Genomic DNA, 16,161 nt, shown 5'->3' on the forward strand with positions numbered 1-16,161 from the left:
GGCTTGCCCGCGATGGCGGCCTTGAAGACTCTCCATCAATACCTGAAGGAACCCCCGAGCATGAGCGACGCCGGCCGCGCCGATGCCCTGTTAGCCGATCTGCCCCGGGACGGCCGTGGCCGGCTTAAAGTCTTCCTCGGCGCCGCGCCCGGTGTGGGTAAGACCTACGCCATGCTCCAGGCGGCCCATACCCAACTCCGCCAGGGCGTGCGCCTGCTCGCTGGGGTGGTCGAAACCCACGGCCGCGCCGAGACCGAAGCCTTGCTCAGCGGCCTGCCGCAACAACCGCTGTTGCGCAGCGAATACCGTGGCGTGATGCTCGAAGAAATGGACCTCGACGGCCTACTCGCCGCCAAGCCAAAGCTGGTGCTGGTGGATGAACTGGCCCACAGCAACGCCCCCGGCAGCCGTCATGAAAAACGCTGGCAAGACATCCAGGAACTGCTCGCCGCCGGCATCAACGTGTTCACCACGGTCAACGTCCAGCATCTGGAAAGTCTCAACGACCAAGTGCGTGGTATCACCGGCGTGCAAGTGCGCGAAACCCTGCCGGACTGGGTGCTGCAAGAGGCCGACGAACTGTTGCTGATCGACCTGCCGTCTCGCGAGCTGCTCGAGCGCCTGCGTGACGGCAAGGTGTATGTGCCCGAACAGGCGCGTGCGGCCATCGATGCGTTTTTCACCCAGACCAACCTCATGGCCCTGCGCGAACTGGCCATGCAAACCGCCGCCGCCCACGTCGACGATGACTTGGCCCAGGGCTACCGCCAACTCGGCCAGGCCGCGCCGGCAGTGCGTGGGCGCCTGTTGGTCGGTGTGGATGGCGATGCGCAAGCCGAACGACTGGTGCGCCATGCCAGCCGCGTGGCCCAGCGTCGGCATTTGCCCTGGAGCCTGGTGCACATCGACAACGGCCGTGCTCGGGATGAGCAATCGCGCCTGCGCCTGCAAAACGCTCAGCAACTGGCGGAGCGGCTGGGCGGGGAAGTGGTGTTGCTGCGCGCTGGGGAAGTGGCCAAGACCCTGATCCAGCACGCCGTTGAACGCCGTGCCAGTTTAGTGCTGGTGGGGCAGTCACGGATGCGCTGGCGGCGGCGCTTGTTCGGTGGTGGCTTGGCGGCACGCCTGTTGCGCAATGCCCGCGGTTTGGAAATCAACGTCCTCGACAGCGATGACATGCCTGCACCGCCACGTCTGCCGGAGGTACGCGGGTTGGTGTGGTTCGATTACGCCTTGGCGGTGGTGGCGACCCTCGCCGCTGCCGCAGTGGCCTGGGCCGTGTCCAGTGCGTTGGCGCTGCCGAACATCTCTTTGGTATTTCTCGCCGCCGTGCTGCTGGTGGCGGTGCGCAGCAGCCTGGGGCCGTCCCTGGTGTGTGCGGCACTGTCGTTTTTGACTTACGATTTTCTGTTTATTCCGCCGAATTTTTCCTTCGCCATCCAGCGCGAAGAAGACGTGCTGACCCTGTTGTTCTTCCTGTTGATGGCAGCGTTGACCGGCAACCTCGCCGCACGCCAGCGCCGCCAGTTGCAGGCGTTGCGCGATACCCAGGAAGAAACCAGCGAGCTGCTCGACCTGTCGCGCAAGCTCACCGCTGCCACCGACCGCCAAGCTGTCATCAGTGCCGCCGCCCACCATCTGCAAGGTTGGAACGACCTCGACCTGTGCCTGGTCAATCGCGACGGGCAGGGCGGCTGGAAGGTCGAGACCGGTGGCCCGTTGACCCTCACCGAAGCAGAACGCGCCGCCGCCGACTGGGCCTGGCAGCATGATCAGCCGGCCGGCATGGGCACCGGCACCTTGCCGTTTGGGCGTTGGTGGTGGTGGCCGTTGTCGGGTGAAGAGGGGCCCTTGGGGTTGCTGGGTGTCAGTGCCAAGCCTGGCCTGGAATTGAGCGGGCAACGTCGACGTTTACTCACCGCGTTGAGCCAACCGCTGGCCCAGGCGCTGGCGCGGGCACAACTGGGGCAGGAGCTGGAATCGGCGCGCCTGCACGGCGAAACCGAACAACTGCGCAGCGCTTTGCTCGCGTCGGTGTCTCACGATTTGCGCACGCCATTGACGTCCATGCGCGGCAGCATCGACAGCCTGCTGGCCCTGGGTGAAGCCATCCCGCTGGAGGATCGCCGCGAATTGCTCGAAGGCACCCGTGATGAAGCCGAGCGCCTGGACCGCTATATCCAGAACCTGCTGGACATGACACGCCTGGGTCATGGTGCGCTGAAACTGGCACGCGATTGGGTGTCGCCCGGCGATATTGTCGGCAGTGCCCTTGGGCGACTGCGCGCCGTGCTGGCGCCGTTGCAGGTGAGCACCGATATGCCGCCGGAGCTGCCTTTGTTGTATGTGCATGCGGCGTTGATTGAGCAGGCCTTGGTCAACGTGTTGGAAAACGCCGCACGGTTTTCGCCCCCCCAGGGCCGCTTGCAGTTGCGCGCTGGGGTGCAGGATGAGCAGTTGTTTTTTGCCGTGGCGGATGAAGGACCGGGGATTCCCGAGGAGGAGCGGGCGAAGATTTTCGACATGTTCTACACCGCTGCCCGTGGTGATCGAGGCGGACAGGGCACCGGCCTCGGCTTGGCGATCTGCCAGGGCATGGTCGGCGCGCACGGTGGGCATATCAGCGTGGCCGATGGCATTGACGGGCGGGGCACCTGCATCACTTTGTTTTTGCCGTTGCCGACACCACCAGTCCTGGAACACAACCTGTAGGAGCGAGCTTGCTCGCGAAGGTCGTTAACGATAATGATGACGTCCTGAATGCACGCGGTGCCTAGAGGTTTTTCGCGAGCAAGCTCGCTCCTACAGGGGGGTGATTTTTTAATGGGTTTTGATGAGACACCATGAGCCAGACCGCGACGATTCTTGTCATTGATGACGAACCGCAGATCCGCAAATTTCTGCGCATCAGCCTGGCTTCCCAAGGCTATAAGGTCATCGAAGCCGGCACCGGCAACGAAGGCCTGGCCCAGGCGGCCTTGAGCAAACCGGATTTGCTGGTGCTCGACCTGGGCCTGCCCGACATGGACGGTCAGCAGGTGCTGCGCGAGTTTCGCGAGTGGTCCACGGTGCCGGTGCTGGTGCTGTCGGTGCGGGCCAGTGAAGGTCAGAAGGTCGAGGCCCTCGACGGTGGCGCCAATGACTACGTGACCAAACCGTTCGGCATCCAGGAGTTTCTTGCCCGTGTGCGTGCGCTGTTGCGCCAGGCACCGGCCGGAGAGGCCCAGGAAGCCGCCTTGAGTTTTGGCCCGCTGACCGTAGACCTAGCCTACCGCCGCGTTTTGCTGGACGGTGCCGAGGTGGCGCTGACCCGCAAGGAATACGCAGTGCTGGCGCAGTTGGCACGCCACCCTGGGCGGGTGATTACCCAACAGCAATTGCTCAAGGACATCTGGGGGCCAACCCATACCGAGGACAGCCACTACCTGCGGATCGTGGTGGGGCACCTGCGCCAGAAGCTGGCGGATGACCCGACCCGGCCACGGTTTATCGTGACTGAGGCGGGGGTGGGGTATCGGTTGCTAGGTGCCTGAATCTGTGGTGCCTGCGCTGGCGCCATCGCAGGCAAGCCAGCTCCCACAGTTGAAATACATGCCCCCGTGGGAGCCGGGCTTGCCCGCGATGAGGCCATCTGCAACACCCACACGCTCAACTCTGTTCGCTTTCATACCGATCCAACGTATCACTGGCAATCTCCCGCCCCAAAGCGATCAACTCCGGCGCTTTATAGAACTCGAAAAACCGGCACACCCGCTTTGGCACGTTGATCAGCACATCGGGCGGATACCCAGCGATCTTGTATTGCGCCAAGGAGGTTTGCATCACCTCGAAACTCTGGTTGATCAGGTCCAACAGCGATGCAGGACCGACGTTGTCGATGATGAACGAGCCGGTCGCCGACTTCGGTGCGCCAGCTTTCTCCGGCGCCGCGGCAGGTTGCTGGGCTTCGGGTTCGGCAGACTCCAGCCACGGGTTGATTTCGGCGGCCTGGGCCTGCAAGGCTTCTTGTTCCAGTTTCATCAACTGCTCGGCCTGTTTGCGGCGAAACGGCAGGTGCGAACCCAGTGACTTGGCCAGGCTGTTGAAGCGGCTCTTGAACGCTGGCGGGCGCTGGATCACCGGCAATTGATAGTGCTTCTGGTTGGTGGCGTTGAGGTTGACCGCAATGATCAAGTCACAGTGGCTCGACACCACCGGCACGATGGGCAGCGGGTTGAGCAGGCCGCCGTCCACCAGCATACGGTTGCCTTGCATCACCGGGGTGAACAGGCTCGGGATCGCCGCGGAGGCGCGCATGGCCTGGTGCAGGCAGCCTTCCTGGAACCAGATCTCCTGTTGGTTGGTGAGGTCGGTGGCGACGGCGGTGTAGGGGATGCGCAGCTCCTCGATATTGATATCGCCGACGATCTTGCGGATTTGCCCGAACACCTTCTCACCGCGAATCGCTCCCAGGCGAAAGCTCACGTCCACCAGGCGCAAGACGTCGAGGTAGTCCAGGCTTTCGATCCAGTTGCGGTACTCGTCGAGCTTGCCGGCAGCGTAGATCCCACCCACCACGGCGCCCATGGAGCAGCCGGCGATACAGGCGATGTCATAGCCGCGTCGTTCGATTTCCTCGATCACCCCGATATGGGCGTAGCCCCTGGCACCACCGGAGCCCAGCACTAAGGCAACACGTTTCTTCATGGCCAGATCCTTTGCAAAACAGGGGCCCACAATGCACCCATCAAGGGGCCTGCTTCAATCCTTGCTGACAGCGCGCAAGATTTTTCCAGGCTAGCGATCAGGCTCGGGTATGCTCTGGCAATAGGTACTACCGATTTCAGGCTAAGGACAAGGCACTTTTCCCTGTAGGCAACGTCTACAGGCTACGACTGAATTTGTATATTTGAGGTGTCATCAATGAAAGCCTGGATCTGTGTGCCTGTGATCGTGCTGGCCTTGGCTGGTTGTGCCGGGAAAACCGCGTATCGCGACAGCTGTGGCTCGCAATTGGACGCCGCCTGGAAAGAACTGGACCTGGCCAAGGCCGAAGGTTTTGCCGGCACTGTCAGCTACTCCAAGGCGTTGTCGCTGTTGACTGGCGCCAAGACCCAGCAGCAGTTTGAAGCGTTCGAGGGCTGCTCCAACAAGGCCGAGAAAGCGCGGTTCTACATTCGTGAGTCTCGCGCCGGGCGATGACCCCGCAGCGGGCAGGATTTTTCATCGGAAAGTGAGGGCAGGATGTCAGCGTTGGTCAATCAGTTAGTCGCTCAGGTCATTGGCCTGGAAGTAGGGTTACTGAGCTGCCAGGCTCGCCTCGCCGCCGTCACTGACGATGAAGCCTTGCATGATTTGCGCACCACTGTGCGACGCCTGCGCAGCCTGTTGCGCCCTTTGCGCGGGCTGCCCGGTGTCGAACAGCTTGAATTGGCCGCCAGCACGGTTGGCCAACTGACTACGCCGCTACGCGACCGAGAGGTGCTGGCGGCGTATTTGCATCAGCACGGTTATCACGACGCGGCTGATCGACGCCTGCGTCTGCAGCCCGAGGCTTATCGCCAGGTGGCGCAAAGCCCGGAGCTGGCGCACTTGCTGCTGATCCTGGATGCGTTCCCACGGTTTATCCGCGCATCCCAGCACCAGAAACTGCTCAAGGGTTTGCGCCCGCGTATCCAGAAACGCCTGGCCAAGCAATGGCAGGCACTCGATGGCGCCTTGAAGGACCCCGATCATGACCGCCACCGGCTACGGTTGCTGATCAAACGTGTGCGCTATGCCGCCGAGGCGTATCCCGAGCTGGACAAATTACCCACCAACGCCCTGTCGCACTTGAAGAAGGCCCAGAGTGCGCTGGGTAACTGGCATGACTGTTGGCAGTGGCTGGCCCAGGCCGGCCATGAGCCAGACCTGCAACCCTGCGTAGCAGTGTGGCAGCGCACCATGCTCAAGGCGCAAGGCAAGGCCGACCGTGTGCTGGACACGCTCAGCGCCGAGTGTTTTTAAACCGGTCCGGTTTTTGGCCGGAATGGGCGCTGTGCCTGTGCAATTCGATGGTTAAGATTCCTCCAGGATTTTCTTGATGTGAGGTCGCCATGCGCTTTAGTGATTTGCTCGACGCTGCCCGTAGCAATCCGCTGGATGTCACCATCCCTGCCGAATGGGCCCAGGGCCGGGCCACCTTTGGCGGGCTGGTCGCTGCCTTGCAGTACGAGGCGCTGCGCGCCCAGGTGCCGGCGGACCGACCGCTGCGCTCGCTGGCCATCACCTTTGTCGGCCCGGTAGCGCCGGATGTACCTGCCAGCTATCAAGTCGAAGTGCTGCGCGAAGGCAAGGCGGTCAGCCAGTTGCTGGGGCGCGTGGTGCAGAACGGTGAAGTGGCGACCCTGGTCCAGGCCAGTTTTGGCGCCTCTCGCCCCTCCGAAATTGACGTGGCAAGTGAGCCGCCACCGGTATTCAAACACTGGGATGAGTGCCAGGAACTGCCCTATATCAAGGGCGTTACCCCCGAATTCATGCGTCATTTGGCAATGCGCTGGAGTGTCGGTGGCCTGCCGTTTACCGGCAATAAATCCCGCGACATGGGCGGCTGGGTACGGTTGCGGGGGGATGTGAAAGAGGAGCCACTGACCGAGGCGCATATCCTCGCCCTGGTCGACGCCTGGCCACCGGCGTTGCTGCCACACCTGAAAAAGCCCGCGCCGGGCAGCACCCTGACCTGGACCATCGAGTTCATCCAGCCGTTGCAAGACCTGACTACGCTCGACTGGTGCCAGTACCACGTCAACATCGAACACGCCCGCGACGGCTATGGCCACGCGGCCGCTGCGTTGTGGAGCCCGACCGGCGAGTTGATCGCCCTCAGCCGCCAGACCGTGGTGGTGTTCGCCTGAACCCGCCGGTCAGTGGTGGTGCCGCTGCCGCCAGGCGCGCCACCAGCCACCGCTGAGCACAAAGCGCGGGAAGGTCACGAACTGCTCGACCACCAGGCGCTGCACCGCATCTTTACGATCACTGAACGGCTCACTGGCCTGGGCCTCCAGGCTATGGCCGTGACGCTGCAACGCCAGGCCCGCGACAATGCCAATCACACCGACCGCGAAGCTGGCCAGGCTGAGGCTGAACACGCCCGACACGATCAGCAGAAAACCGACGATAAACAGCGGCACGGCAATCAGGTGCAACGCCAGGTTGGTTGGGTGCTGATGGTTCTGTGGGTACTGACGCCATTGCCAGGCGGGGAGGTTGGGGTGACGTTTGCCCATGGTGGTGAATCCTCTGTCCGTTGAAACAACTTGAACAGAGTTTAGGTTGAGGTGGGCGAGGTGGCGAATTGGGGCTGGCTATGGGGGTCATAGGCTGCAATTTAGGCGGAGTGACCCTCATGCCCAAATGACACAGTCATGATCATCCATGTGTACCAAGAACGTCAGCTCTTTATCGGTTATCCAAAACGGATATCCGGTGGTTTCGCCTAACACAGAGGCTAGCACTCGAGCGTTTTCCATTCTCCAGGCGCTATACGCTGAGTCAAATACCAGCAGAACCAGGCCATTCCCGCTAATGCGATGCGGCATCTCCTTCCAAAAGTCAGGGTTGTGTTCGGTGCTTTTCTCGTTCAGTTCGATGGGATCAAGCACATTGCTCTGCGCTTTGAAGAATTTTCTCGTCAGAGAGCTTATCAACAAGTTGAGTTCGCTCGAATCAAGCTTTCCAGCGTCGAGGTTCAGCGCATTACAGGCTTCGTCTATTTCGTCTTCCAGGTAACTCATCAGGGGACACCTATTCTGGACCGGCTGACAGGAACCAGTTGGAGCAGTATATGGCCTCTTTTGGCTCCTCCGTCGCCTCTCTTTCCAGGTGTTTGATAGCCAATATGAGGTGATTTCGGGCCTTCTTTACTTGGCACGAGCATAGGATCGTCAATATTCACTTCCGCTCCTCTATTGGGACCGGTTTGTACTCGCCATTCTGTTGGAAATGATTTGCCATATTGGTCTTTGCCCCATTTCGATACGCTGTATTCGGACCTGGGTATACGCGTTCTGCGAAAAGCCTCATCCAAACCATCGGTGGGAAAGAGTAGCGCCGTGGGTGTGAATGTGGGAAGGATTCCAGTCTGTTAAGCGCAGATCCCCTGTGGGAGCGGGCTTGCCCGCGAAGGCGGTGTGTCAGTCACTGCCTCTGTTACTGCACTACCGCTTTCGCAGGCAAGCCAGCTCCCACTTTTGATCTTCGTTGCTTTGAGTATTGCGTTCGCTTGACTGATCGGCACCAAGGCTTACCTCCGATGTTGTTGGGTCAGTTTGCACATGCATTGGCTGGTTCACAGTTATCGAGGTCAAGTCCCATCCCATATTCGATATTCAGAGTGTCTAGGGTAAGGAGATTTACCTGAACGGCATCAAGACTGTATGAAGTACAAATTAGATGTGGACCCTTCGATTTTCTTGGCTTTGCCCTTTTTTAGGTACGCATTGAACTCACGTTCCAAGGCTTGTTTATCTGTATATTTTTTGTACTTGCAGGGTGTTTCGCATGCGTACATATACAGCCTCCACGAGTCGAAACCGTCGACCCTATCGTCCGGGCCGTAATCAAAGTCGACACATATTTCAGATAAGTAAACACTGCAACCAATACCGTGCAGCTCGTAGGTGACATTTGCAGCGACCGTCCCACGCTGCGGGATTTTTTTGGATCGCCACAGACCAATGATATTTTTGGTTCCAAACACTTGCTCAAGTAAGTCGGTAGCCTTTTTTACTTGCTCCAAGTATTCTGTGATCAAATGTTCTAGCGTCTGAGCTCTCATCGTCTAGGCCTTTCCAGTCTATCCAGTCCTACTGCATTTGAAGCGTCTATTACGTCCTGGGTGCTGTTGAACGAGCTGTTATGGTCACCTATATTCTGGATTAGTTTTATGGTGACTGGCGTCTTTGTTTGTCTTGCAGCGGCAGCTCGGTGGTGCCCATCAACAATATAGCGTTGCTCGTTATACTCAAAAACGTCTATTGGCGTATTTTTATCGTATCCGTCGTTTCGCATACTGCGAGCAATTTCTTCCACACGCTTGGTTGACCGCTTCCCTTCAATGCTGTGTGTTCTATTTAAGAAGGTTGCGTCTACTCCGTGAACAAGAGGAGCTGAAGGCTGTCCATCATCCACGCTCGATTTGTAGGATGGATCGTCAGCACTCGTTTGCTTTTTACACCCATCATCGCCTGGGCATGAATTCAAGCCTAGCGGGTCTACCCACCCTGTCGGATTGGGCACATACCGGTACCCATTGATCCCTCCCGCCAACTTCACCGGATCTGGCGTCAGGTAGCGACCAATATCTGGATAGTAGTAGCGATGGCGGTTGTAATGCAGCCCGCTTTCCGCATCGAAATACTGCCCTTGAAACCGCAGTGGGTTGTCGATTTTGCCCACGTCGAGCCGGGCGATCTGGCCGTAGGCGCGGTAGTGGGCGGACCAGACGATTTCTCCCTCGGGGTTGGTCAGTTCCTGCGGGGTGCCGAGGTGGTCGAGTTGGTAGTGGTAGGGCTTGGTTTCTTTTGGGCCGAAGCCTTCCAGTAGCGCCAATGGGCGGAAGCTGCCGGGCTCGTAGAGGTAGCTGCGATGGCGCTCTGCATGATGTTCGGCAATCAGCTTGTCGCCTTGCCAGAAAAACTCGGTGGTTTTGTCGTCCACGGTTTTGCTGATGCGGCGTCCAAATGGGTCATAGCGATAGCTGGCGGTTTGGCCGTTGGGCGTTGTAACCCCGACTAACCGATGCTGGCAGTCGTAGCGGTACTCAGTGACAAGTTGCTGGCCTTTGCCGCGTCGTTCGCGAATGAGGTTGCCGAAGGCGTCGTAGTCGTAGTGGCGGTCGCCCTGGATCATCAGGCGGTTGGCCGCGACGATGTCGGGGCCGGGGCGGTCTTGCATGAGCAGGTTGCCCGCCGGGTTGTGGCCGAAGCGTTCCTGTACGTCTTGGGAGTGGTCGGCGCGGGTTAGGCGGGCGAGGGGGTCGTAGTGGTAGCGGTGTTCGCCTTTGCGGGTGTCGAGCAGGCGGGTGAGGTTGCCGGATTTGTCGTAGTCGTACTGGCGTTGGTAAAAATGGTTTTGCTGTTGGGTTACCGCATGGGCGTGTAGGCGGCTCTGGTCGTCGTAGTGGTAGTGGCTGAGCAGTTGGCCTTGCTGGCGCTGGTGTTCGCGGCCGCTCTTGAACAGATGTGAGGTGAGTACTTCACCGTTGAGTTCGACCGTGGCGAGGTGGCCGCCTTTGTCGTGGTTGAAGGTGACGCGGTTGTTGTCTGGCAGGCACAGGTTTTTCAGCTGCCCGCAGGCGTCGTAGCCGTAGCGCAGGGTGCCCCAGCCTTGGTGTTCGGCGGTGAGGCGGTTTTGGCGGTCGTATTCGTAGGCCAGCGCCCAGTGGCCGTCTTCGGCGCTGAGGAGGTTGCCTTGGCGGTCGTAGGTATAGTCGACAACGCTGGCATCGGGCAGGGTTTTTTGTACGAGGCGCCCGGCGTGGTCGCGCTGATAACGGGTGATTAGCTGACTGTTATCGTCGCCGTATTCGGTCTTCTCCAGCAGGTTGCCGTTGAGGTCGTAGGCATAGGCGGTGCGCTGGCCGTCGAAGCCGGTTTCCTGGCGGATCAGGCCGTTGGGGTGATAGTCGAGTTGGTAGGTTTCGCCGGCTTCGTTTTCGATCTCGGTGAGCCGCAGCCGGGCGTTGTCGTAGCGGTACTTGACTTGGGTGCCGTCGGCGTTGAGACGGCGGCTGATCAGGTGCAGGCCGTCTGCGTATTCGTAGCGGGTGACGTGGCCGAGTTCGTCGCGTTCGGCGATGATTTTGCCGTAGGGGTTGTAGCTGAATTCCCTACAACCACCACCGGGCTCGATCAGCTTTAGCAGACGCCCGACGGCATCCCATTGATATTGAGTTTGAGCCCCATGCTCATCCTCACGCGCAATCTGCCGGCCTAGATCGTCATAGCGATAACGCTTGATCCCGCCGTTGGGCAATTGCTCCTCAAGCAACTGCCCACGCTCGTTCCACACCAGCCGATGGCAACTGCTGTCGGGATACCAAACACCGGTCAGTTGTCCCTGTTTGTTGTAGCTGTAGTCAGTAACCTCACCATCGGGATCGGCCCTACGCGTTACATCGCCTTGCTCATTACGCTCATATTTCCAGACCGCCTCACCACGGCGCACAACTCGTACGAACCCATTGTCATGCTCGTAGGATGTCGGCTCATCCTCCCCCGGAAACAGCGCCACCAAGCGTCCGGCGTCGTCATATTGATAGGCCGTCACCGCGCCCATCGGGTCTTGCTCGACGGTCAGCCGGCCCTGGTCGTCGTAGGATTTGAAATGCGTGGCACCATCCGGATCAATCCTCTGTACCAGCCGCGCCCGCTGATCATGGACATACACCTCCTGGCTACCATCGGCGTTATGCACCGTGACACGCCCGTCATCCCCCCAGGCGTAACGCGTGTCCATCTGCGAAAAACTTGCCCAATGCCGGACGCAGCGCGCCGCCTTGCCCGCGCGTTCCCATTCCCAGAAGAAACTCGCGCCACCGGCCAGTTGGCGCTCAAGAATGACGTGCTGATCGTCGTACCGATAACGCTCGCTTTCACCGACAGCATTGGTCGCGCAAACCAGTCGTTCGTCTTCGTCATAGGCGTAGGAAACAAGGTTCTGCTCGGTCTCCCACACGTAGGGCTCTCGCCCTTTGGCACGATGTACTTGGTAGTCCACCGCAACGATGCGACCCAACTCATAACGCAGCAGCAACGAACGACCGGCGCCGTTATCCAGCCGCTCAATCCGCCCGGAACGATCACGGCAAATGCGCAGACGGTTGTCATACGCATCGCTGATGGAAACCAAGACACCGTTACGAAAGTGATAAAACCGCGACGCCTGGGCCAGCACCAGTTCATCAGGAGCCGAGCCCAAATAGATCGCCGCTTCCGCCAGGCTATTGGTGATCGCCGGCCGAGAATCGGTGGGCAAGGGCAGGGTAGTCGAGCGGTTCTCATGGTCAGTCCACACCACCGAATCGCCCGACACCACCAGCCGATGGGCCAGCGCATGGCTCCAGCCAAACCCCAATCCACAATCAATGTCCACCGCACTGGTGCGGTACAGCCGCGTCCACTCAAACGGCAAAATCCCATCCAGCGCGCCGTCGGTAAGGGTCAGCAACTCCTCGCCGGTGACCATCGACACCGGGCAACCATGGGTGACCGTTTTATCCGCAGGCGCCGCCGCATCGCCCTTCGGATTCGACGCCACAGTTGGCACATCATCGACAGGCTCCTGACGGACCAACGTCGTGCGCTGGGTCTTGCCGCGCACCATCGGCACCGGGTTCGAAACCAGCGTATCGCCCGCCTTCAACGGCACAGCCGGCACCGTCTTAATCGGCGTCGCCGCACTGCTCAGCAACACCGGCTTGGCGGCCTCGACATGGGTTTCCAGCCGAGGCCCCGCCACCTGCTTGGCCAGCAACTCCAACAACGCCCGCGCCCGCCCGGACTTGACGCCACTAAGCACCTGAGCACCCAGGCGCAGCTGTACTCCAATACCCCGTGTGGCCCAGATCAGCAGCAAGTTGATCAACACTTCGCCGGTGATTTCACCCAGCAGTTCGTACATGTCGGGTGGCGGCAGCATGCGTACCCAGGCCACCAGCGCCGACAGGTAGATAAACAACAGCGGCTCATCACTGAGTACCAGCAACCCCTTGGCCAGCGTGTCTTTGCCCAGCTTGAGCAGCGCATTCAGCTCGGCCTCGGACAGGTATTTCAGCAACGTTTCGCTGTTGGACTTGAGGTTCGCGAGCAGGTCGTACAGCTCGGTGATGTTGTCCCACAGGTTGTAGAGCGCCTTGCCCAGCCCGGTCGCAAAGGCAATGCCCTGAATGCCGCTACGCTTGTAGGCTGGCGCTTTGGCAAAGTCTGCCCATCGAGGCTTGAAGTGCTCGGCCCATGCCGTGCGCAAATCCGTTTCCAGCCCGGCGATCACAGACTCATAGGACGCATACAGCGCCTGGACGTGAGCCTTGGAAACAGTGGGGTAAAAGGTGATTTCGTACTGTTGGTCGCGGCTACAGTCGCTGACTTCAAGAATGCCGCTGGGGCCAATGGTCCGATGCAGTGGCGCGCCTACCGGGCTGCCGTCCTGTGCAACGGCTTGCAGCCTCACGGGCGTGTTGCCGATAGGCACGAACTGCGTGCTTTCGAACAGATGTACCAAGGTCAGCCCGCCCTGGGCTTTGCATTGAGCGACCGTGCGGCTGGGCTTGTCGGAAGAGATCGGCGCGACCAGTGCGACGTCTTCCCCAACCTTGAACACCTGCTCCACGCTAAGTGCCGAACCACTTAAAAAGCTGTCGGCCCACGTATCAAAGGTATTCAGGCAGGTGCGGAAATCCGCGAATACGCGCTCAACCTTCGGCGCTTCGGGATCCATGGGCACTAGCACCAAGTTGGCCAGCACCGAGATCAAGAGACAGCCCCATTCATCAGGGCTCTAACGAACACCACCATCTGCAATCCCTCGCACTGTTTGATCAGGCGAGGGACTTTGCAGCGGTTGTCAGGTAAAAGAAGTCGGCGTTATTCGCGGGGATGGCGAGGAAGTTTCGTCTTAACTTCAGGTAAACCGAGGCTTGGTCGTAGGAGTTGGATTACAGCTGGAACAGTCTTACAACTTCAACTGCCCAATCGCCTTGCTCAACTCCCCGGCCAACGTCGCCAGTTCATTGCTGGTAGTGGCCGACGCCACGGTCTGATGCACGGTGTTTTCGGTCACATCGCGAATGCTCACCACGGCGCGGTTCATTTCTTCGGCGACATGGCTTTGTTGCTCGGCGGCCACGGCGATCTGGGTGTTGCTTTCGCGCATCTGTGCCACAGCGCCGGTAATTTCAGCCAGCGCGATGCCGGCTTCCTGGGCCTGCTGTACGCAGTCATCTGCCTTGAATGAGCTTTCCTGCATGAAGTCCACCGCGTCGCGGGTGCCGGCTTGCAGCGCCGAGACCATGCGGGTGATTTCGTCGGTGGAGCTTTGCACGCGCTTGGCCAGGTTGCGCACTTCGTCGGCGACCACCGCGAAACCGCGGCCCATTTCCCCGGCGCGGGCGGCTTCGATGGCGGCGTTGAGGGCGAGCAGGTTGGTCTGTTCAGCGATGCTGTGGATCACACTGACCACACCGTTGATTTTCTGGCTGTCTTCGGCCAGTTTCTGGATCATTTCGGCGGTCTGCTGTACGCCGCTGGACAGCCCGGCGATCGAGCGCTGTACCCGGCTGACCACTGCCTGGCCGCTGCCGGCGAGGGTATCGGCGGCCTGAGACAAGTCACGGGTGGCGCCCGCGTGCTGGGCGATGTGGTAGACGGTGGCGGTCATTTCGTTGATGGCGGTGGCAGCCTGGTCGGTTTCGCTTTGCTGGCCCAGCATGCCGTGTTGCACCTCGTTCATGCTGCTGGCCAGGCGAGCGGCGCCGTCGTCCAGTTGCCGGGCGGTGCGTGCCACGGTATTGACCACGCGCTGGTAGCCGGCTTGCATGGCGTTGAAGGCGCTGGCCATCTGGCCGACTTCATCCTTGCAGGCCAACGGCACCCGCGCCGACAGGTCGCCGGTTTTTTCGACGTGCAGCATCACATCCTTGAGGGTGTTGAGTTGGCTGAGCAGGAAGCGGATCAACAACTGCGAGGCACCGAGCATGGCCAGCATCAGCACTGCCACGGCGACGGCGTAGTGGGTGAAGCGTTCACTGAACACTTGGCTCAGGCTCGGCGCGTAGGCCAGGACTGCGACCTGCTGGCCGTCGGCCCGGCTGATCACCTCGGCGCCGATCAGCGGGTTTTCACCGAACAACGGCATGGGGTTGAGTTCAGTCCAGCCGTTGGCAGTGCTCAGGGTGGGTAGATCCTGGGGGGGCTGGCCTTTGGAAAATGCGAGCCAGTGCTCACCCGTGGGCAAGGTTCTGTCGGCTGGCCAGGCGCTGAGCAAGCGTCCTTGGGCCTGGGCCGATGCTTGCGACGCCTGGCTGCGCGCCTGTTGTTCAAGCTGTACCGCGTACAGCACCAGCAGCAGGGTGGTGATGAAGGCGACCGCGTTGACGGCCCAGAATTTGTATTTGAGCGAGATATTGCTAAGCCAGGCACCCATGGAAGGTTTTCTCTGATAGCGGAAACAGTATTGGCAAGGTGCCATTATTGTGCCGCTATTCAGAAAAGCGCTTTTGACATGGGTCAATGCGCCGTATTAATCGATGGCAGGCAAGCCGAAAAAGCGGCGGGCGCAGGCGGTGCTGTGCAACGCCAGATCTTCCATCGTTTCGTTACGGTGCAAGGCCACTTCGCGCAGTACTTCGGGCAGGTACGCCGGCTCATTGCGACCATTTTTCGGCTTGGGGCGCAGGGTGCGTGGTAGCAGGTAGGGCGCATCGCTTTCCAGCATCAGACGGCCTCGGGGAATTTCCCTTACAAGGGGATGCAGGTGGGTGCCACGGCGTTCGTCGCAGATCCAGCCCGTGATGCCGATGTGCAAATCCAGGTCCAGGTAACTGAACAGTGCGGCCTGTTCACCGGTGAAGCAGTGCACCACGGCGGCCGGCAGGTGGTCGCGGTAGCCCTTGAGGACCTCCAGCAGGCGCTGGTTGGCATCGCGCTCATGGAGAAACACCGGCAGTTTCAGCTCGACTGCCAGGGCCAGGTGTTCTTCGAGGACTTTTTCCTGCTGGGGGCGAGGGGAGAAGTCCCGATTGAAATCCAGCCCGCACTCACCCACGGCGCGCACTCGGCTGTCGCCCAGCAAGCCACGCAGACGTTGGGCGCTGTCGCTGTTCCAGTCGCTGGCAGAGTGGGGGTGAATGCCGGCGGTGCTGAACAGGCGCTGGCCGCTTTCGTCGAGTTTTACACACAGTTGCAGGGCCTGTTCGCTGCCCTCGACGCTGGTGCCGGTGAGTACCAATTGCTGCACGCCAGCGGCGTAGGCGCGTTCGAGAACGGCCGTGTGCCTCTCGTCGAAACTGGGGTTGGTCAGGTTGACGCCAATATCAATGAGTTGCATGGTGCTATCTCCGCCTGCGGCCGGAAAGCATATCAGAGCTGTAGATTGATAAGAAAAACCAAGAACTACAATGCGTTAACGCTGTCTTTGAACGTCGCA

13 protein-coding genes are annotated in these 16,161 nt (G+C 60.1%); 5 read left to right on the plus strand and 8 right to left on the minus strand.

The annotated features are described in order from the left end of the window. The first annotated feature begins 60 nt into the window (after positions 1-60). Together AB4P90_RS09140 and AB4P90_RS09145 are read left to right on the plus strand one after the other, a co-directional pair. Positions 61-2,712: a DUF4118 domain-containing protein gene (locus tag AB4P90_RS09140; protein ID WP_395605828.1), complete on the plus strand. Its 2,652-nt coding sequence runs from the start codon at positions 61-63 to the stop codon at positions 2,710-2,712. A 131-nt stretch (positions 2,713-2,843) separates the two neighbouring features. Beyond that, positions 2,844-3,533 carry a response regulator gene (locus tag AB4P90_RS09145; protein WP_014717644.1) on the plus strand — a complete coding sequence of 230 codons (690 nt, stop codon included), beginning with the start codon at positions 2,844-2,846 and terminating at the stop codon, positions 3,531-3,533. Positions 3,534-3,648: 115 nt separating this feature from the next. Here AB4P90_RS09145 and AB4P90_RS09150 read toward each other — a convergent pair whose 3' ends face one another. Next, positions 3,649-4,686 carry a patatin-like phospholipase family protein gene (locus AB4P90_RS09150; RefSeq protein WP_003189836.1) on the minus strand — a complete coding sequence of 346 codons (1,038 nt, stop codon included), beginning with the start codon at positions 4,684-4,686 and terminating at the stop codon, positions 3,649-3,651. Between the two features lie 216 nt (positions 4,687-4,902). On the opposite strand from AB4P90_RS09150, the gene AB4P90_RS09155 reads away from it, so the two are divergent. The 3 genes from AB4P90_RS09155 (at position 4,903) to AB4P90_RS09165 (ending at position 6,872) form a co-directional block, all read left to right on the plus strand. After that, the gene (locus AB4P90_RS09155; RefSeq protein ID WP_003189839.1) at positions 4,903-5,181 is read left to right on the plus strand and encodes a hypothetical protein; all 279 of its coding nucleotides are present in this window, start codon (positions 4,903-4,905) and stop codon (positions 5,179-5,181) included. A 42-nt stretch (positions 5,182-5,223) separates the two neighbouring features. After that, positions 5,224-5,985 carry a CHAD domain-containing protein gene (locus AB4P90_RS09160; protein ID WP_032902640.1) on the plus strand — a complete coding sequence of 254 codons (762 nt, stop codon included), beginning with the start codon at positions 5,224-5,226 and terminating at the stop codon, positions 5,983-5,985. An 89-nt stretch (positions 5,986-6,074) separates the two neighbouring features. Next, the gene (locus AB4P90_RS09165) at positions 6,075-6,872 is read left to right on the plus strand and encodes an acyl-CoA thioesterase II (RefSeq protein WP_003189843.1); all 798 of its coding nucleotides are present in this window, start codon (positions 6,075-6,077) and stop codon (positions 6,870-6,872) included. 9 nt (positions 6,873-6,881) lie between these two features. On the opposite strand, the gene AB4P90_RS09170 is transcribed toward AB4P90_RS09165, so the two are convergent. From AB4P90_RS09170 to AB4P90_RS09200, 7 genes are all read right to left on the minus strand, one after another. After that, a complete protein-coding gene (locus tag AB4P90_RS09170; protein WP_003189844.1) occupies positions 6,882-7,244 on the minus strand; it encodes an Mpo1-like protein in 363 nt (120 codons plus the stop codon). Between the two features lie 117 nt (positions 7,245-7,361). Next, positions 7,362-7,751 (minus strand): hypothetical protein, encoded by a 390-nt coding sequence (locus AB4P90_RS09175; RefSeq protein WP_106111551.1) that lies wholly within the window; start codon positions 7,749-7,751, stop codon positions 7,362-7,364. Next, positions 7,751-8,044 carry a polymorphic toxin type 47 domain-containing protein gene (locus tag AB4P90_RS09180; RefSeq protein WP_240048553.1) on the minus strand — a complete coding sequence of 98 codons (294 nt, stop codon included), beginning with the start codon at positions 8,042-8,044 and terminating at the stop codon, positions 7,751-7,753. Before AB4P90_RS09180 ends, AB4P90_RS09175 begins: the two co-directional genes overlap by 1 nt. A gap of 339 nt (positions 8,045-8,383) precedes the next feature. Then, positions 8,384-8,794, minus strand: a complete 411-nt coding sequence (locus AB4P90_RS09185) for a DUF6896 domain-containing protein (protein WP_019821405.1) — start codon at positions 8,792-8,794, stop codon at positions 8,384-8,386. Beyond that, on the minus strand, positions 8,791-13,455 hold the full coding sequence (locus AB4P90_RS09190; RefSeq protein ID WP_395605829.1) for an RHS repeat-associated core domain-containing protein: 4,665 nt from the start codon (positions 13,453-13,455) through the stop codon (positions 8,791-8,793). The genes AB4P90_RS09185 and AB4P90_RS09190 overlap by 4 nt, the downstream gene beginning before the upstream one ends. Before the next feature lie 234 nt (positions 13,456-13,689). Then, positions 13,690-15,159 carry a methyl-accepting chemotaxis protein gene (locus AB4P90_RS09195; protein WP_102667032.1) on the minus strand — a complete coding sequence of 490 codons (1,470 nt, stop codon included), beginning with the start codon at positions 15,157-15,159 and terminating at the stop codon, positions 13,690-13,692. Positions 15,160-15,255: 96 nt separating this feature from the next. Next, positions 15,256-16,062, minus strand: a complete 807-nt coding sequence (locus tag AB4P90_RS09200; RefSeq protein ID WP_395605830.1) for a TatD family hydrolase — start codon at positions 16,060-16,062, stop codon at positions 15,256-15,258. Positions 16,063-16,161 lie beyond the last annotated feature (99 nt).

It is taken from the genome of Pseudomonas sp. B16120, from assembly GCF_044218845.1.
Lineage (GTDB): Bacteria > Pseudomonadota > Gammaproteobacteria > Pseudomonadales > Pseudomonadaceae > Aquipseudomonas > Aquipseudomonas paracarnis.